Genomic DNA, 17,720 nt, shown 5'->3' with positions numbered 1-17,720 from the left:
CCTCAGCCAGGTATCTCGTTGCCCCCAGCCACCACCTTCGATCGCACGGATGAGCCCAATCGAGGTTCGGGGTGCGCCGATTCGGGACGCTCAGAGTCTGGGGGCACCGAATCGGAAAACACTGGGTCGGGGCGTTCGGCGGCAAAGAGCACCTCGATCATTCACGGAGAAGACGGACGCGGATGCTTTCGCGACGGTTTGGCGGATTCGCGAGCCGAATGCCGGGCGATTGCGAAAGCGAGCCGGGAGAATTTTCTCGTGGCGACTTGTTTGTTGCCGCGCGCTGTAAGGCAGCCTTTCTACGATTTGTATGCCTTTTGCCGCACGGCAGATGATCTCGCCGATGAGTCGGGAACGCCAGAAAAAGCCGTCCAAGCGTTGGCGGAGTATCGGCAGGCGGTTGCGGCGATGTATTCGGCTAAACGGCAAGACGGCCAAATCGCCGGCATTTTTGTGGCGTTGGCGGACACGGTGCATCGATTCTCGATTCCTAGGCAATTGCTGGATGATCTCTTGGACGCATTTGTCCAGGATCAATCGGTCGTGCGTTACCGCGACGAAGAACAATTGCTTGATTACTGTCGCCGGTCGGCCAATCCGGTCGGGCGAATGATCCTGCGACTCGCGGATGCGGATAGCGATGAAAATGTGTTGTTGTCCGACGAAATTTGCACGGCGCTTCAGTTGGTGAATTTTTGGCAAGATGTTTCGCGGGACCGCTTGATCGGTCGGGTGTATCTCCCGCAGTCGATCATGCACCGGTTCGGGTTTGAAGAAGAAACCATTCGCCGGGGTTTGGATTCGGGGCAAACCACTCCGAGCGAAGTTCGCGAGGCGATCAAGTTCCTGTGCGAACGAACACGAGAACGCTTTCACCGCGGGGTGCCCTTGGTGGATCTGGTTCCGGGTTGGTTGAGTGCGGACCTAAAGTTATTCGTCGAGGGCGGTCTCGCAACCGTCGACGCGATTGAAGCGATTGATTTTGACGTGTTAAGAGTTCGTCCGGTCGTTCGTCGTTCAACGCAACTGCGATTGCTCGGTCAAGCGATGTGGCAACGGTTTAGGTCAGGACGTGTTCGTGGAGAAACATCGCGATGACATCTGACCACAAACAACTGATGTCCAGCTACGCGGCGGTGCGAAGAATTTCGCGTCGGTCGGGAAGCAGCTTTTATCGCTCGTTTTGGTTGTTGCCGCGAGCGAAACGCGACGCGATGTCGGCGCTGTATGCCTTCGCGCGCGTGACCGATGATTTGGGTGACTGCGACGAACCGCTTGCTTTGCGTAGAAGTTGGCTGCAATGGTGGCGTCAAACCACGGCGATGAATCTAATCGGAGAAGGAAGCCAGCCGATCCGATTGGCGGATGGTGTCGAGAACATTCCTCCCAATTCGTCCGTCGATTTGGTTCGACATGCCACGGAGATCATGCCAGCACTGCGGCATGCGGCAGATCGCTATCAAATACCCTCTCGATATCTACTCGAGATTATCGATGGCGTGATGGCGGATCAACAGAAGAACCGGTTTGATACGTTTGAGCAACTTGAACACTATTGTTACTTGGTCGCTTCAGCGGTTGGAATCGCGTGTTTGCATATTTGGGGCTTCCGTTCGCCGTTGCCGATGCAAGCCGCCGTGGACTGCGGTTTGGCATTCCAGTTGACCAATATTTTGCGAGATGTCAGTGAAGACGCCGCGCGGGGACGGATTTATCTTCCTCGTCAGCACTATGAACAACATGGTTTAGAAGAAGATGATCTGTTGAATCCGCGAAAAGACGCGAGGCTGCGTTGTTTGTTGCTCGACGAAACCCGTCGCGCGGCGGAGCTGTTTGATTCAGGGTGGCGTGTTTGGGATTCGTTGCACGACGATGGTCGCCCAATGTTCAGCATGATGTGGCGGACGTATCGGAAACTGTTGCAGCGGATCATTGATGATCCGGATGCTGTGGTCTCTCGTCGTGTCTCGCTCGGGATGCGGGATCGAATTGGCATCGTGTCTCATCATTTTGTGGGGCCTTTGTACCGACGTCTGCCCGTTCCACCGCTTGAGTTGATGACGGTCGAAGAGCCAGTTTCAACTCGTGGTGATGAACCGGTATGACGAGTCGAGTCGTCATTGTCGGTGGAGGAATCGCTGGACTATCTGCCGCCGAAGCACTTTCGCGGACCGGTGTTTTTCATCGTGGTGAAATGCAGGTTGTGGTGGCAGAATCGCGACGCAATACGGGAGGCAGAGCGGGATCATTTGTTGAGTCTCGCTCCGGTCAAACGGTCGACTATTGCCAGCACGTTGCGATGGGGTGCTGCACGACTTTGTTGGATCTGCTCCAGCGGATGGGGCTGCTGGATCGCTTTCAGTGTTACAGCGAGTTGACGTTCTATCATCCGCAGCATGGATTCAGCCGGTTCCGTCCAAGTCGTTGGTTGCCCCCGCCGTTGCATCTTTCATCAGCGCTCTCTTCATTGAAACATTTGTCGCGAAAGAACCAACGCGAGATTCGGGCTGCCTTGTGGCGTCTGATGAGGACGCCTGAGTCCGAGTTGATCGATGTCACCGCTTCGGTTTGGTTGCAAGCCAATGGGCAATCCGAAGACACGCTTGAAAGATTTTGGGACGTGATTTTGATCAGCGCTCTGGGCGACATTCCAAAACGAGTCTCCATGGCCGCTGCCAGGAAAGTGATGATCGATGGATTTGCGGGTGCGAGGCATGCGAGTGATGTTTGGGTGCCTCGGCGTCCTTTGTCTGAAATCTTTGGCGATGGGTTTCGAAAACCATTGGATCAGCGCGGGGTCGCGTTTGAGCTTGGGCATGCTGTTCGTGAATTGAACTGGAATGCCGAATCCAACCGGTGGACCATCGAACGCTCTGGTGCCGAATCTCTGCTTGCTGACCATGTGATCGTGGCAACGCCCTGGCATGTCAGTCGCCGATGGTTTCCGGAGATTTGGGGTGAGCAATCGACATCATTCTCATCCTCGCCAATCACCGGGTTGCACCTTTGGCTCGACCGTTCATTGACACCCATGCCTCATGTGGTGATGGTGGGAACGTTGGCCCAATGGTTCTTTCAAGACCCGATCCAAACGATCGGAAATGCGTCGCCTACGGAAGGTGTCTATCATCAAGTGGTGATCAGCGGTCAGCATGCCAGGAGTGATTGGCCGAAAGAGAAATTGGTTTCTCAAGTGGTGCGGGAACTGTCCGAGGCGTTTCCCAAAGCGGGAATGCCGAAAGTGTTGAAGAGCCGTGTTGTGACCGATCCGCATGCCGTTTTTTCCGTTAGTCCAGAGACTCAGGTGCGGCGGCCCGCATCGAAGACGTCTTGTCCGGGGCTTCATTTGGCGGGAGATGCAGTTGCGACGGGATGGCCGGCGACGATGGAAGGAGCGGCGATCAGTGGGCAATTGGCAGCCAACTCAGTGTTGGAATCATTGGTCGCGAGGGGGACAGAGGAGCTGAGCGTTCCAAAGGAATTGAAGCGAGGTTGGCTGGCCCGTCAAATGATCCGGTAGCCAGGGTGATTGGAGGCTGAGTGCCTTCGTTTGCCGTGCGTCTACCGTATTGAATCGACCGACCCATTTTTTCTGGAGTAAACCATTGTGGATCAAATGATCCCCGCATCTTTGGCTGAGCGCCGGCGTTGGGTGGTTGCACCCAATCAAACCGATCACCCGCCAGGTGAGATGGTGCTGTACTGGATGCATAACGCTTTGCGGGGGCATGAAAATCCAGCATTGGACGCGGCGATTTGGATGGCTCACAAAACCGGTTTGCCACTGTTGGTTTATCACGGGTTGTCTGAAAAATATCCCTACGCGTCAGATCGCCATCACGCGTTTATCATGCAGGGTGCCCGAGACGTTCAGCGAGAATTGCAGGCACGGGGGATTACCTACGCGTTTCACTTGGAGCGTCATGGGCAGCGTGGGCCACACCTGAGGGATTTGTGCCGCCGGGCTGCGGTGTTGGTCAGTGAGGAAATGCCTGTTGCACCAATAGCATGTTGGGTCGAGCGGCTGCGTAGTTTGGTGACAACACCGATCATGTTGGTCGACACGAGTTGCATTGTGCCATCTCAGTCTGTCGATGCCGTCCCGACGCGAGCGTTTGAGTTTCGACGATTGATTCAAAGTGAGCTCGAGAATCGTCTGTCTCGTCCGTACGAAGAATTGCCAGCTAACCTGCTGCCAGCGAAGTTCACCGGGCCATTGGGGTTCGCCCCGATTGATCTGCAGGATGTCGACTTGGCTGAATTGATCAGCCAGTGCAAAGTCGATCATTCGGTCGGCCCGGTCGCGGATACGCCCGGGGGCATGCGGGCTGGCTACGCTCGTTGGGATCGTTTTCGTGAAAAGTCTTTGACTCAGTACTCCAGGCAACGCAATCATCCCGACGATCCGTTGGGTGTCAGTCGTTTAAGCGGTTACTTGCATTACGGGATGATCAGCCCATTTCGCATCGCACGAGAAGCCGCTGCGATGGGAGCGAGGAAGTACGTCGACGAACTCGTTGTATGGCGTGAAATGGTGTTCCGATTTTGTCTGGAGCATGTGGAAGACCTCGACACCATGGCCGTGCTGCCGAAATGGTCACGCGAGACGCTCGAGAAACATGCTGAGGATTCTCGAGACGAAGTCTTGGATTGGGAGACACTTGCACGCGGGAAGTCGTCGCAATCGTTGTGGAACCTGGCGCAGAGGAGTCTGCTGAGACACGGAGAGTTGCATCACAATCTGCGGATGACTTGGGGCAAAGCTTTTTTGGCAATGACATCGCAACCCTGTCAGGCACTCGCTCAGTGCATTGACTTGAACCATCGGTATGCGATCGATGGGCGAAGCCCAATCAGCTACAGCGGAATTCTGTGGTCCTTTGGTCAGTTCGATCGTCCTTCTGAACCAGAACAACCGATTTATGGCAAGGTGCGTTCACGTACCATCGAAGAGCAGGGCAAACGCATCGATCAGCCTCAGGTTGCCGAATGGATCAACCGTCCGGTCGCAGCAGGATTGCCGCGAGTTGCGATCGTGGGTGCGGGGTTGGCCGGGCTGGTCGCCGCACGCACCCTGCAGGATCATGGATTGGACGTTCAGGTGTTTGAAAAATCACGCGGCGTTGGCGGCCGATTGGCGACGCGACGTAGCGATTCGGGTGGGGGATTCGACCATGGAGCTCAGTACTTCACCGTTCGTGATGATCGATTCGCCAGACACGTGAGGAGTTGGATCCAACAGGGGTTGGTCGAGCCTTGGCTTCAGCCGATCGTGGAACTGCAGCCCGGCGGGAAGGTTGTGGAGGAAAAGTGCGGAACGCCTCGGTATGTAGGTGTTCCTGGCATGAGTGCGATTGGCAAACACTTGGCAGCCGACCTCGATGTTCGGTTGCAAACCACCGTTGGTTCGTTGCATCAAGTCGGAGAACGTTGGAAGCTGCAGATCGAGAATGCCGGTGGCAATTCCTCCGGTGCGCAAGCAAACGAAGTTGATAGTGGTGAATTCGATCGCGTGATCATGAATTGTCCACCTGCCCAAGCAGCGTCATTGTTGGCAGGGCATTCGGATCTGGAAGCCACCGCAAAACAGGTCGAGATGTTGCCGTGTTGGTCCGTGATGGTTCGCGGCGAAGGTTTGTCTGACCTTGGATACGTGGGTGCTTTTATCAACGAAGGTCCGCTTTCATGGATTGCACGAAACGATGCGAAGCCAGGTCGTACTCGAACAGATGAACCACTCAGTTCATGGGTGTTGCACGCGTCGACGGATTGGTCGCAGGAGCACTTGCAACGGCCTGCTGATTGGGTTGCGAAAGAGTTGCTTCTTGCACTGGAGCAGGCGACGGGGCAACGTTTTCATCGAGTGATCGAGAGCCAGGCACATCGTTGGCGCTACGCGAATCCTGTATCGCCTTTGGGCAACGATTGTTTGTGGGATCGAACCACCGGACTGGGAGCCTGCGGTGATTGGTGTGGCGGGCCGCGGGTCGAAGGTGCCTTCCTGAGTGGGATGGCGATGGCAGGAGCCATCTTGCGGCACGCGACGATTGACCGTGCTGCTGCGGATCGAAACGGTTTGGTTCGCGCACCTACGCCGAAGCAAACAGTCGACGTGGTTTAGAAGGGGCCGGTTCGGAAGCGGCGGGACGTTCAACGAATCCCGAGGCGACCGGTTCACGTTCGATTTGACGCATCGTTTGTTCAAAGACGGCACGAGCTTCGCCGGAGCAACTTGCGATCAATTCACGAACTTCGTCTGGGTCGGTGACTTCCGAGATTGGTGTCACGCCGGTGGATGTTTGGCTGAGCACGAGCACCCGTCGGCCGCATTTGACGAGCAGCAGTTTGGTTCGGGGGTCGAGCATGATGTGCCCGAGTGGGCTGAGAGTAGCGGCTGAAAGCGGTTTGGAAGCGGCGGAACCGCCGCCGAACCGACGGCTGACCCATACCAAGCCACAGAACAACGCGAGAACGATTGCGAGGCTCGATCCAACCGTGACCAGGGGAGCGATGGTTTTCGAACGCGAAGATTCGCCATCAGGGTTGAGTTCGAGTCCTGATGTCTGGCCATCAGATGGCAATTGGTAGGCGGAAGATTCTTGCTCTTCCGGACGCATCGAGAGAGCGGGGAAGCCTCGCCCGACGACTTTGGGTGGTTCAGGTGAAACGTTGTGCGTTGAAAGCGTGTCGCTCAGATAGCTTTGATCCGCGACGGCAGTTTCGCCAAGGCAGACAATGGCGATCAACGCCAACCACAAATGTCGATTCGTTACGGTGGCGAGGCGGATCATGAGGAGGCTCCGACCAATTCAGTCACTCGCACGCAGAAGTTGTCGTTCATGACCAAGACTTCGCCGCGAGCGATCAGTCGGCCGTTGACGTAAATGTCGACGGGGTCACCGGCTAGTTTGTCGAGAGCAACGACGCTGCCTGCACGCAGACGCAGGACTTCTTCGAGTCGCATTTGAGTGCGTCCCAATTCGATGCGAAGATCCATCTCGACTTCGCCGAGAAGATCAACGTCGTGGGCAGCTTCACCAAGCGAATTCGGCGAGAGATCGCCAAGGGCGAACGGTCGCGGCACATCGCGTTCGGTGGATTCTTTGTCGCCGGTTGCGGCAGCGAGGGACTGCGATGCTTCATTGAGCAACGCCTCAATATCATCTGTATTGAGTTGTTCGCTGGATTCCGTTTGATTCTCCGTCTCGCTCACGATCGTGCACTCCGTGTCACTCCTCGATCAGCTGGAATTCGTGAAACCCGACACCCAGCAGTAGATCTTCGTCCAGAAGATGGTTACATGTCGTCAAAATTCGACGCTGTAGCAAGCCCAATTGGTTTTCGGTGAGCTCATTCAGTTCGCTATTTCGGATCTTCATTCGGATCGCATGGCGAAGACGGCCGTTTTTGGCGTCGAACTCCTTCGCCATCTTTTCGCGGTTTTTCTTGCGAATCAGCCCATAGAGCTTCAATTCCACTCGGAAAGACCGTTCGGTTTCGATGGGACTGAAGGTCTCACCGAACGCGCCCAGATCAAATTCAATTTCTTGATTTTCATCGGATTGTTCCTGTTCAGCCTTCTCGGCCCCTTCTTGAACCGATTGGATCAGTTCCGCTTCAGCGAGAGCGCTGACCTGTTCTGCACTTGGGACGAGGAAGAAGAACATTCCCGTTTCGAGGACGACCACCATTCCCACGAACAGAACGATCAGACTGGTGTTGCTGCGAGGTTTTGCCGGAGCATCATCGAGTTCAGGTTTGTCGTCGGTTTTGTTTTCGTCGGCCATCGGATTGTCTTAAGCCTGAGGACTTTGGTCGTTGGAGTCGGAATCAGAGGTTCCTTTGGGGTCCTCCACTGTTTCATCGAGCAGGAACACTTCGACACGCGAGTCGTTGCCGAATTTGGTGATCGTTGCGTTCCGAGTGATTGGTTCGGTTGCTTCGGCTGAGGAGACTCGAAAACGGTCCGAGGCGATCCCTTGCTTTGAAACCAAGTAGCGTTTGACGGCAGCGGCGCGTCGAATGGCCAGCAACATTGCCTCATCCGTTCCAACGGTACGAGCGGCATACTCTGCCGAAACGTGACCGCGGACTTCGATGCGTTGTGGTTTGCCACGAAGTTGCTGTGCCGTTTGTTCCAAAATGCGTTGGCTGGCGGGAGTCAGCAGATCACTGCCGACTTCAAAGAACACAACGCTGCCCACCGCGGTCATGTGACCCGGTCGAACGATACGAACGTGATGCTCTTCACCAATTGGAGCTTTCTCAGGAACGCCGCCTCGGGCAGTGTCCTTTTTCTTGGCTCGACCGGTCGTGGAGAGAACGGAGAATTCCATCGAGCGAGGTTTCGCATCGCCTGGTGCCAACGCTTCGAGAGTGCGTTTGTAGCCAAACTGTTGCTGCATCGAATCGACGAGAGCTTGATACGTTTCTTCTTCTTTGATCTCACTGAGCGAGACCAACATGATGAAGAACGTCAAAAGCAGACTCATCATGTCGCCGAACGTGACAACCCATTCTGGAATGCCGATTTCTTCTGGTTCATCGTCCATTACTGCAGTTCCCTTTGTTTGGCTGGAAGATAGGTCTGCAGTTTCTGGTCAATCGCTCGTGGGCTTTCGCCAGACTGAATGGCCATGACACCACGGATGGCGATTTCCATACTGAGTTGTTCGTTGCGGCTCATCAGGCCCAGCTTTTCAGCGAAAGGACTGAAGAACACATTGGCGACGATGGCTCCGTAGAGCGTTGTGATCAGTGCGACCGCCATACCGGCTCCAATGCCCGAAGGATCAGACATGTCTTGGAGCATCATGATCAGTCCCATCAGGGTCCCGATCATTCCGTACGCGGGAGCGAATCGACCGAGTTGGTCCATGATGGATTTCCCTTCGCGGTGACGCATCGCCATCCCAGCGACTTCGGTGCGAAGGACTTCTTCCACGATCTCGGGTGCCGTTCCGTCAACTGCCATTTGCAGTCCGGTCTTCACAAGCGAGTTGTTGATCTCGCCGATCTTTGATTCCAAAGCCAGCAATCCATCACGTCGTGCAATCTCTGCGAGTTCCACGATTGATTTGATCAAAGCCAGACGATCTTCGCCTTTGTTTAGGATCACTTTGAGCGCGATGATCGGGCTCTTCAGGATCGATCCCATTGGGAAGCAGATCAAGGCAGCCGCGAATGCACCGCCCACCACCACCAAGCCCGACGGGATGTCGATGAAGGCTGAGAAGGGTGCGTTACCGAGTAGGATGGAGACGAGGATCAAGCCGATCGCGAAGATCAGACCGAGCAGACTGGCGATGTCCATTGGATTGGTTTCTTCGAACTAGGAAGTCGTGTGAGGGATGGAATCCGTTGGTGCTGACTGAAGCACGGCTGGCATCGGCGGCAAGAAATGTTTGCGCTGTTGGTAGGCGATGGATCGGTCGACGACCTCGTCCATCGTTTCTTTGACTGCCAGGCGTTCACCGTTGGTCAGCGTGACGAATGTGTCGCCGCGTCGTTCAACGTATCGAATCAGTTCGGCGTTCAGGACGAAGGCTTCGCCGTCGAGTCGAGTGAGCTTGATCATGTTTGGCGTACCCCGCGGTTTCAGTGGACCGTTCGCTCAGGCGATTGTGCTCGCCGACCGAAAACCGTGCTGACGATCGAAATTGGTCTGCTGAAAGGTAGGTCACGTTTGTGGACAGGCTGCAACGACCGCCTGATTCTTGAGGTGTTTCCGCAACACGCCAGCGGAACCGGAACAATCGATTCAATCCGTCCTTCGTCGTCCCGCGAATGAGGGTGAAGGCACCACGCATACGCGATTCGACATTGGGCAGCAAAGAAAAAACGCCGTGAAAGCAGGTTGCTTTCACGGCGTTTGGATATTGGTGGTGAGTCCGGGCGACTCTGATCATGTCTGATGTGGGTCAGACGCTGGCGGTCGCTGGCATCGGTTCGATTTGATACGCACGGTTGGTGAATAGGAACTCGATGATGTTGCCTTCGTGCGGTTGCAACCAATTCAAGCGATTGGTCGGCAACGGGCCAATGTTCAGTCGGTCGATGTCCACGCAACGTGATGCGTCTTGAATGAACTTCTCGTCCGAGGTGATCACTGTTCCGATCAGGCTGGTGCCGATGCGAGAAAGCATTTGGTCCTGCGGGCATTCAACGACACTGACGAATGGGAACATGTATTCCTTTGCAGCGACACCTCGGTCGGGTGAATCCGCGTGGACGACCATCGGACGCAGATAGGCGCAGTGCTCGCGTTCGATCAGCTTCTCGCCATATTCAGCGGTCATGTCTGTCACACCGCTCTCGGCCAAATCTTGTTGAACCATGGCGTAAGTTCCGGTCGCCATGGCAGGGACCGTGAATGCAGCCAATTGGGCGTCCGGGTCGCTCGGTGGGCGTACATCGACTGGGCCAATTCGTTCGGCGATTGCGGCGGCAATTTCTCGGGTGTGACGACTCGCCCAAATGCCAGAGCAGTTGATGCAACTGCGGCCGGAATTGCTCAGCACGCTTTCCACCATGACATCCAAGAACATTTCCCAGTCGTCGACGATGTCGTCGCCAAGCAAGATTTTGGAGAACCCGGGGCCGTGAGGTTGGACCTTTGGATTGCCCGCGTGCTGTGCGATTGTTTGTGCACTGCCGAAGATCATGCTGCGTGCGGTCTTTGCCATGATCGCTCCGCCTGCGTCGTGACCGCCGGGGTACAAACCAAATGCGGCCGAGGGGACGCCTGCTTCGATGAAAGCAGAGACCATTCGGTATGGCGTCCATGGCTCTTGCGAACCTGGTTTGAGTGCCAATCCGATTTGCATCGGAATCGCTGGTAGCCAAAGCGTGTGGACTCCCGGCGAGTTGTTCGGAAGGATCGCGCCGAGAATTGGTGTCTGAGCTTGGTAGCTGACGGTGACGCCACGCCCTTCTTCTCCGTAGCCCTTGGACAAGATCGATAGGACCAAACCACGTGTTAGGCAGTCCAGAATCTGTTCCATGTTGCTAAGCACGAAACTGTTCTTCGACATGTTGGACCGACACATGTGCTCGGGCAATCCCGTGCTGGCGGACTGCTGGTGGATGAAGTCGTCAACGGTTTGTTGCGAATCACCGACCGGCAGAGTTTCTTTCTCGAACAGCTCGGCTGCCTTGCGGCACATCTGCAACAGTTCGCTGGTTGGAACTTCGAGCAGTGCTTCGCGGGCCTTGTGAGCCACTCGCAGGTCGCGGCCGACGATACCCCCGCCGACTGTTCCAATGCGAGCGATTGGTTCGCCCGTGTCAAAGTGAACGACGTCGTTGAAATCGAGGGACTCGTATTGTTTGCCCCAACGAAGCGGATTCAGTGTGATCATGGAAGTCGAGATGAAATCAAAGGTGGAACGAGGGTGATGTCGAGGAGCCAAGCGGCAGCGTCAATCAATAAACGCCGACCGTTGTGGCGCTCGCCAGTTCGTGGAACGGACGCACGCCGCTGACCCCATCCCAGGGATAGGTTTCAAATGGTTGTTCGCGTTCACCTTCGTCGCGTTCCATGAATCCGGGGACAAAGAATTCATCCGTCAGCGTGTAAAGCTTCACACGCCCCGTTTCTCCGTAGCCGACTTTCGCGTTGTAGTCGTCAAACTGAACGACCTCGGTGACCGCGCGTGGTTGCGGTGCGTAGTAACTGATCTTGTACCCATCTGTTGCTGTGATGGGTTTGCTGCATGCCAATCCCATCAACGTGTTGCCGTAGGTGGGCGTCATGAACACGCCGCCTTCTTCAGGTGGTCCGCCGAGCATTTCTTCCACGGCGAATCGAGTCCACTGAGGGGTGAACTCCGTGCCGCCAGAAAATATCCCTTTGATCCCGACCTCCGCCAACGACGTCCCTTTTTCTTCCAAAGCTTCGCCGAGCGATTCCAGCAATTTCGGAGTCGCAAACATGCACTTCACATCGTGGCCAGCAGTCAAAATCGTGACGGCCTGATCAACGCAGTGCTTTTTGTACTCTTCCAGGTGATCCATCCAACCTTTCTTGATCAACTTCACCACCCAACGAGGGTCAAGGTCGATGCAGAAACAGATCCCACCGCGGTGCTGTGCAAGGTGCTCCACCGCCAAGCGCAGGCGACGTGGACCACTTGGGCCGAGCATCAGCCAATTCGAACCTTTGGGGAAGTGTTCGTCCGGCAGGGTGTCGCTGAAGAGCTCGTAGTCTTTCCAGTGGTCTTCGATCACCATCCGGCTCTTCGGAATTCCGGTTGTGCCTCCGGTTTCAAAAACATAGACGGGTTTGCCAGCATGGCCTTTGGGAACCCAGCGATTGATCGGCCCGCCACGCAACCACTCGTCTTCGAAGTGGGGGAACTTCTTCAGATCGTCAAACGACTTCACATCTGTGAGCGGGTCGAAGTTGAGTTCCGCTTTTTTTTCCAACCAGAACGGAGATCCCGTGTCATCACTGAAATGCCAGTGCACGGTTTTCAGCGTGTGTTCATTGAGCTGATCGAGTGCCTTCGCCGCGGCGGCTTGGACTTCGGGATTGATTGGAGCGGGAGCACCTTCAACAAGACTCATAGGGTCCTCAGGTGGGAATGGGGCGAGAGGAGGGGAAGGGAAGGTTAGAGTTTCCAGCATTATGCCAGAAAGGGAAGCCGCCGACGATCGGCGCACGAAAAAAGGCCGCGGGTTGAGACGGTCCCGCGACCTTTTGAGTGAGTCCGAATCGAACGAGTTCGATCAGGGAACGATTGGGCTGGCAGGTTGTGGTGGGAAGACGTTGTCGTTGTCGTCGTCATCAAGCGATGCAGCGATGATGCCCAAGCCTGCGAGCGAAGCGATGCCGCCCAGTCCGCCGCCGAAGCCACCGCCTCCGCCGCCACCAAATCCACCGCCGTAGCTTCCGCCACCACCAGCGAATCCGCCGCCACCGATTGGGTTACCAAACGCGTCGACAGGGTTGCCAAAGGCATCCACTGCGGTTCCGAAGCCGTCTTCGACGATCATGCCGTCATCGACGATGGTTTCTTCAACGACGATTGATTCACTGATCACAACTTCGTTGCAAGCTTCGATCGCCATTGGCAACGGAGCAACTTGCATCGAGAATTGAGGGCAACAGCAGCAGCAAGCATTGTTGTGTCCGAAGCCGACGAAGGTTTCGCCATTGGCGTTTGTCAAAGCGGTTTCTGCGTTAGCAGTTGCTTCGTCAACCAATTCGAAACCTGCCATACCCAAGCCCGATAGGCCGATTGCCAAGATCGAGTATTCACCGGGTTCAACACCAGCGAATTCGAACGATCCGTCGCGATTGCTGACAACTCGGTCAACTGTTTCGCCATCCTGAATCAGGAAGATGTTCAAGAGTCCGGCATCGGTGAGGCTGCGGCCTTCGGCACCAGCCATGTGGATGCGGCCCTTCATGCCACCGTTGGATTGTGCAACGCGGAAGAGGTTCTCACCAACAACTTGGCTCGAGATTCCCTTCAGGTCGGCGTTTGCGATCGAAGTCAGGCTGTCTTTGCCAGCTGGTGGCAAGTAGCGAATGATCGACGATTTGATAATCGAGTAGTCGATGCCAGCAGCAGCGATTTCAGCGGTCTTGGGATACATCTCTGAAGAGGCCATGTCGTCACTGACAACGTGCATCGCACAGCATGCGAAGGCACCATCTGCACGAGCGGAAAGAGCGTAGACGCCAGGAGCGACACCGGTGAAAGTGAAGTCACCTTCTTCATTGCTCTTCGAACGCAAGGTTTTTCCCGATGCGTCGGTCAAAACGATGGTTGCGTCCGCGATCGTTTCTGATGATCCATCCGTTGAAGGAAGAATCAAACGACCGGTCAGTTCGCCGGCAACGGCTGGGTTGACCCATTGAGGAACAGTCAGGTGATCATTCAGTTTGACGTTCGAGTCTTGAGCGACGGCGATGGTCATCGTCATCGCAAGCATGCCGGCAAAGGCAGCAAAGCGTTTCATGGTGTGTCTCTGGTTAGGGTGTCTCAATTGCCTAAAATACAAATCTGGTCCGAGTCGAAATGGATTTCGTGCTCAGACGTCCAACAGTTTTGTCCGAATCCCCCCAGAAGTCACGGCAAAATCACCGAGAAAATCAAATTTGTGGGAGATTGGGTAAGTTGTGCGAACGAAGTGTAGGCAGGATGAGGGGCAAGGACAAGATTTGTTGTATGAAAGATACGTGAATTGGCTCAGCTCAACCCTTACAGCGTTTCTACGCAAAGCTCGCTCGAAAAAGGCGTGTTCTCAAAGTACGCGACACTTCATCGACGTTCGTTCCTGTACCGCGAAATTCGGTTCGAAAAGCCGTTTCAGGGAACGTTTGTATACAACGGGTGGTGGTTCAGGCAGGTCATCACGATCAATAGGGTGCCCTGCTGGTTCAGAATCAGCTGGCTTCGTATCCACTCTCGGTTTCGGTTCGAATTGCCTGAGAAACTGACCGCTGAAGCGGATCCGCAATCCGCCGCTGACTCAAGCCAAACAATTCACGGAGAAATTGAGTTCTCCCGCACCCTTGCGATCCGGCGCTTTCGAGTTTGGCTGGGCGAACGGGTTATCTACGACGAAATCCGTTGATTGCGAAAGTGTCCACTGCGGAACGCCGTAGTGATCCGGTCTGATCAGGCTGGGAGCGTGACGGCTGCGCAGACTTCGCATCGGTTACGAGCGAGTTGACGGACTTCCAAACGCTCGACTCCCCAAGTACGAATGAAGTTGCACCATCGTTCCAGGTGAGCCGCGTTCTCGTATTCGCCGAGTTTCATCGTGATTAGCAGACCGCGAAAACTGGTTTCGCGACTGTCGACCATGTTTCGGACTGTGCTGAGCGTCGCGTCTGGTTTCACCGTGGAGTCGACCAGCAACCACTTGGCTCCGCGGAAGACTCGGCGGGGAAGGTCGCCGGCGCGAGCGGGGTAGTGAATGAATCGCGGGTGGTCAGCGATTCGAGGATCCATGTCGGCTGGATCCACACCGATGACTTGCATCCCCAACTCCAAAAGGCGACCGCAAGCCCCGCCGGGGGCACTGCCGACTTCGACCGCCAAATCGCCTGGTCGCATGTCAAAGCCGCTCCATGCGACCGATTCGGCGGCCTTGAAGTAGGCCCGGGAAATGGGTTCGTAGGCCGGTTCGATCGGTTGGACTCCGCCGGGCCAGCGCGTCGGCAGCGTGGTGGCTTCATGAGTGCCAAAGAACCACTGCGACGGATCAACCAAAACCACGTCCAGAATTCGCTGGCCGTTTTCAGCGATCTGATTGGGTCGCGCACAAGTCAGCCCGGGACCATTGGAAGCCGAACCATCGTGAAGAGCGGACCAGATTTCATCGGCAACGGCGGCGGAAACTTCGTCGATGCCAGGTTCGAAATCGAAACGCCCGATTGCAGTGCGGTCTCGGGGCCAAACGTGCAGTTGATCAAATGGCACCGTTTCGGCCGCAATGGCTTGCTGCAGTTTCTGAATCATCACTGATGAATGATCGTTCTTGGCTGATCCCAGCGAACGTGCCGCAGTTCGAATGAAGACTCCGGTTGGTGGCCGCTTGGGTTGATCGTGCTTGGCAGTGACAAAACCGGGACGCGAAAATGCGAGCCGCCAGCCTTCATTGGCAATCTGTTCTTTGACCAAAGTCTCAGCGCCGTGGGCGCAGCACATCATTGCAAAGGAACTTTGTTCGTTGCGGCTTTGCGAGTTTGGATCGTCGGTCAAAGGGAATCCGAAGCAGAGGAGGTTGGTCGAGAAGATTCGTTGTCGGATGACGCACGTTTGTCAACAGACGCAGACGATTTAGTTTGAGAGAGCGAGTTGTTCTCGAGGTGGGCAAGGACCAATGCCAAGTCCGCCGGAGTGATTCCGCTGATTCGTTTGGCCTGGCCCAAGTTCAACGGACGAACCTTGGTCAGCTTTTCTTTGGCTTCGTTACGAAGCGGTCCGATCTTGTCGTAGTCAAACGAAACTGGGATCGACTTTTCGGCGTGTCGCGATTGCTTGTGAACTTCGGCTTGTTGGCGGTCGATGTAGCCCGCGTACTTGATGTCGATTGAACACTGTTCGGCTGCTTCTCGTCCGATGCCCGCCAACTCAGGGACTTGTTCAGCGATCACGTTCCAGGTCACCTCTGGTCGACGCAGATAGACGTCGCCGCGAACCGTCGGGCCCGTTTCGGGTTGGAACTTGGCTTGTTGCAGCAACTCGGTCCCGCGTTCAATCTCGGCGAGCTTTCGATGGAATCGTTCGCGTCGCGCGGCATCGATCAGGCCCAGTTCATCAGCTTGAGCCGTGAGGCGGCGGTCGGCATTGTCCTGTCGCAGCAGCAGCCGATATTCGGCTCGGCTGGTGAACATTCGGTAAGGCTCGTCGGTGCCGCTGGTCACCAAGTCATCAACGAGCACGCCAATGTAAGCGTCTTGCCGAGAGGGTACCCATGGCGTCTTGGACGCAGCCGTTCTCGCTGCGTTCAGGCCCGCGATCAAGCCTTGTCCGGCGGCTTCTTCGTATCCGGTGGTGCCGTTGATTTGGCCGGCAAAGAACAGCCCCGAGACGGATTTGGATTCGAGGTGTGGCCACAACTGAGTCGGCGGGCAGTAGTCGTACTCAACCGCATAGCCGTAACGCATGATCGCGGCCTTTTCCAAACCTGGAATGCAGCGGAACATCGCGTCTTGAACGTCTCGGGGCAGGCTGGTTGAGATCCCGTTGACGTAGACCTCACAAGTTTGTCGGCCTTCCGGTTCCAAGAACAGCTGGTGGCTGGATTTGTCGGCGAAGCGGACCACTTTGTCTTCGATCGATGGACAGTATCGCGGGCCGCGAGAATCGATTTGGCCGCTGTACATCGGAGCCCGATCCAAGTTCGCTCGGATCAAGTCATGCACACGTTCGTTGGTATGAGCGATGTGGCAAGCCATCTGTGGTGAGCTGATCGCGTCATTGAGATAGCTGAATGGTTGCGGGTCATCGTCACCGGGTTGCTCTTCCAATCCCGAGTAATCGATTGTTCGAGCGTTGAGTCGTGGCGGCGTTCCGGTCTTGAATCGATCCAGCGTGAAACCCATGCCTTTCAGCGCGCCGCTGAGTCCGGCCGTGGTTCCTTCTCCCGCTCGTCCTCCCGCGGATTGCGATTTGCCCGTGTGCATGATCGCTTGCAAGAACGTCCCGGTCGTCAGAATCACGGTCGGCGCGTGGTAAACCGCATCTCCGCGAACTCGCACACCAATCACCCGTTGGTTTGCCAAGCGGTCCTGTCCATCGGCGATCGGTTCGGTGATCAGGTCCTCGACGGTTTCTTGCCGGAGGTCCAAATTGTCTTGGGTTTCAATCCGATATTTGATGAAGTTTTGATAGGCCTTTTTGTCCGCCTGAGCACGCGGGCTGTGCATCGCCGGTCCTTTGCGGCGGTTGAGCATCCGAAACTGGATCCCTGTTGCGTCGATCGCTTCGCCCATCAGGCCGCCCAGTGCGTCGACTTCGCGAACGATTTGACCTTTCGCCACGCCGCCGATCGCTGGGTTGCAGGACATTTGCCCAACCGTATCCAGGTTGGTCGTCAGGAGTGCGGTTTTCGCACCCAGACGTGCTGCAGCGGCGGCGGCTTCTGTTCCCGCGTGACCGGCTCCGATAACGACGACATCGTAGTCGTAGCGATTTTGAGGATTGTTAGCGGTCAATGGTTGAAGTCCACAGTCGGGAAACGCCGATGTTCGAAACACG

Annotated in this window: 15 protein-coding genes; 4 read left to right on the top strand and 11 right to left on the bottom strand. The window is 55.8% G+C overall.

The features are described 5' to 3' along the window. Positions 1–198 precede the first annotated feature (198 nt). The 4 genes from hpnC (at position 199) to RB_RS18980 (ending at position 6,121) form a co-directional block, all read left to right on the top strand. A complete protein-coding gene (gene hpnC / locus RB_RS18995; RefSeq protein ID WP_011122225.1) occupies positions 199–1,098 on the top strand; it encodes a squalene synthase HpnC in 900 nt (299 codons plus the stop codon). Continuing rightward, a complete protein-coding gene (locus RB_RS18990; protein WP_007333441.1) occupies positions 1,095–2,105 on the top strand; it encodes a phytoene/squalene synthase family protein in 1,011 nt (336 codons plus the stop codon). The genes hpnC and RB_RS18990 overlap by 4 nt, the downstream gene beginning before the upstream one ends. Continuing rightward, entirely contained in the window at positions 2,102–3,520 is a 1,419-nt protein-coding gene (gene hpnE, locus RB_RS18985; RefSeq protein ID WP_011122224.1) for a hydroxysqualene dehydroxylase HpnE, read from the top strand. The genes RB_RS18990 and hpnE overlap by 4 nt, the downstream gene beginning before the upstream one ends. Positions 3,521–3,607: 87 nt before the next feature. Further along, a complete protein-coding gene (locus RB_RS18980; RefSeq protein ID WP_011122223.1) occupies positions 3,608–6,121 on the top strand; it encodes an FAD-dependent oxidoreductase in 2,514 nt (837 codons plus the stop codon). On the opposite strand, the gene fliO is transcribed toward RB_RS18980, so the two are convergent. The 11 genes from fliO to mnmG form a co-directional block, all read right to left on the bottom strand. Continuing rightward, entirely contained in the window at positions 6,090–6,791 is a 702-nt protein-coding gene (gene fliO / locus RB_RS18975) for a flagellar biosynthetic protein FliO (RefSeq protein ID WP_011122222.1), read from the bottom strand. The genes RB_RS18980 and fliO overlap by 32 nt on opposite strands. Beyond that, on the bottom strand, positions 6,788–7,213 hold the full coding sequence (gene fliN / locus RB_RS18970) for a flagellar motor switch protein FliN (protein WP_007326461.1): 426 nt from the start codon (positions 7,211–7,213) through the stop codon (positions 6,788–6,790). The genes fliO and fliN overlap by 4 nt, the downstream gene beginning before the upstream one ends. Before the next feature lie 16 nt (positions 7,214–7,229). After that, positions 7,230–7,787, bottom strand: coding sequence for a dihydrolipoamide acetyltransferase (locus tag RB_RS18965; RefSeq protein WP_007326460.1), 558 nt, complete (start codon positions 7,785–7,787; stop codon positions 7,230–7,232). A 9-nt stretch (positions 7,788–7,796) separates the two neighbouring features. Beyond that, positions 7,797–8,552 carry an OmpA/MotB family protein gene (locus tag RB_RS18960; protein ID WP_007326459.1) on the bottom strand — a complete coding sequence of 252 codons (756 nt, stop codon included), beginning with the start codon at positions 8,550–8,552 and terminating at the stop codon, positions 7,797–7,799. After that, positions 8,552–9,313, bottom strand: coding sequence for a motility protein A (locus RB_RS18955; protein WP_007326458.1), 762 nt, complete (start codon positions 9,311–9,313; stop codon positions 8,552–8,554). Before RB_RS18955 ends, RB_RS18960 begins: the two co-directional genes overlap by 1 nt. An 18-nt stretch (positions 9,314–9,331) precedes the next feature. After that, on the bottom strand, positions 9,332–9,577 hold the full coding sequence (locus tag RB_RS18950) for a flagellar FlbD family protein (RefSeq protein ID WP_007326457.1): 246 nt from the start codon (positions 9,575–9,577) through the stop codon (positions 9,332–9,334). A 343-nt stretch (positions 9,578–9,920) separates the two neighbouring features. After that, positions 9,921–11,360, bottom strand: a complete 1,440-nt coding sequence (locus RB_RS18945) for an aldehyde dehydrogenase family protein (protein ID WP_164922220.1) — start codon at positions 11,358–11,360, stop codon at positions 9,921–9,923. A gap of 64 nt (positions 11,361–11,424) precedes the next feature. Continuing rightward, complete coding sequence (locus tag RB_RS18940) at positions 11,425–12,567, bottom strand: hypothetical protein (protein WP_164922219.1); 1,143 nt, start codon at positions 12,565–12,567, stop codon at positions 11,425–11,427. Between the two features lie 162 nt (positions 12,568–12,729). After that, positions 12,730–13,968, bottom strand: a complete 1,239-nt coding sequence (locus RB_RS18935; RefSeq protein WP_164922218.1) for a carboxypeptidase-like regulatory domain-containing protein — start codon at positions 13,966–13,968, stop codon at positions 12,730–12,732. 662 nt (positions 13,969–14,630) lie between these two features. Next, positions 14,631–15,719 carry an SAM-dependent methyltransferase gene (locus RB_RS18925; RefSeq protein ID WP_011122217.1) on the bottom strand — a complete coding sequence of 363 codons (1,089 nt, stop codon included), beginning with the start codon at positions 15,717–15,719 and terminating at the stop codon, positions 14,631–14,633. After that, positions 15,716–17,719, bottom strand: a complete 2,004-nt coding sequence (gene mnmG, locus RB_RS18920) for a tRNA uridine-5-carboxymethylaminomethyl(34) synthesis enzyme MnmG (RefSeq protein ID WP_011122216.1) — start codon at positions 17,717–17,719, stop codon at positions 15,716–15,718. Before mnmG ends, RB_RS18925 begins: the two co-directional genes overlap by 4 nt. Between the last annotated feature and the right edge of the window lies 1 nt (position 17,720).

The sequence above is a fragment of the Rhodopirellula baltica SH 1 genome, from assembly GCF_000196115.1.
In the GTDB taxonomy this organism is placed as follows: domain Bacteria; phylum Planctomycetota; class Planctomycetia; order Pirellulales; family Pirellulaceae; genus Rhodopirellula; species Rhodopirellula baltica.
Note: the sequence above shows the minus strand (reverse complement) of the source record. Positions and strands in the feature narration are given on the sequence as shown.

Coding starts and splice junctions, on each gene's coding strand:
- RB_RS18940 (WP_164922219.1), bottom strand. CDS start 12,567: ATGAGTCTTGTTGAAGGTGCTCCCGCTCCAATCAATCCCGAAGTCCAA.
- fliO (WP_011122222.1), bottom strand. CDS start 6,791: ATGATCCGCCTCGCCACCGTAACGAATCGACATTTGTGGTTGGCGTTG.
- RB_RS18990 (WP_007333441.1), top strand. CDS start 1,095: ATGACATCTGACCACAAACAACTGATGTCCAGCTACGCGGCGGTGCGA.
- RB_RS18955 (WP_007326458.1), bottom strand. CDS start 9,313: ATGGACATCGCCAGTCTGCTCGGTCTGATCTTCGCGATCGGCTTGATC.
- RB_RS18935 (WP_164922218.1), bottom strand. CDS start 13,968: ATGAAACGCTTTGCTGCCTTTGCCGGCATGCTTGCGATGACGATGACC.
- RB_RS18960 (WP_007326459.1), bottom strand. CDS start 8,552: ATGGACGATGAACCAGAAGAAATCGGCATTCCAGAATGGGTTGTCACG.
- RB_RS18950 (WP_007326457.1), bottom strand. CDS start 9,577: ATGATCAAGCTCACTCGACTCGACGGCGAAGCCTTCGTCCTGAACGCC.
- RB_RS18945 (WP_164922220.1), bottom strand. CDS start 11,360: ATGATCACACTGAATCCGCTTCGTTGGGGCAAACAATACGAGTCCCTC.
- hpnE (WP_011122224.1), top strand. CDS start 2,102: ATGACGAGTCGAGTCGTCATTGTCGGTGGAGGAATCGCTGGACTATCT.
- RB_RS18965 (WP_007326460.1), bottom strand. CDS start 7,787: ATGGCCGACGAAAACAAAACCGACGACAAACCTGAACTCGATGATGCT.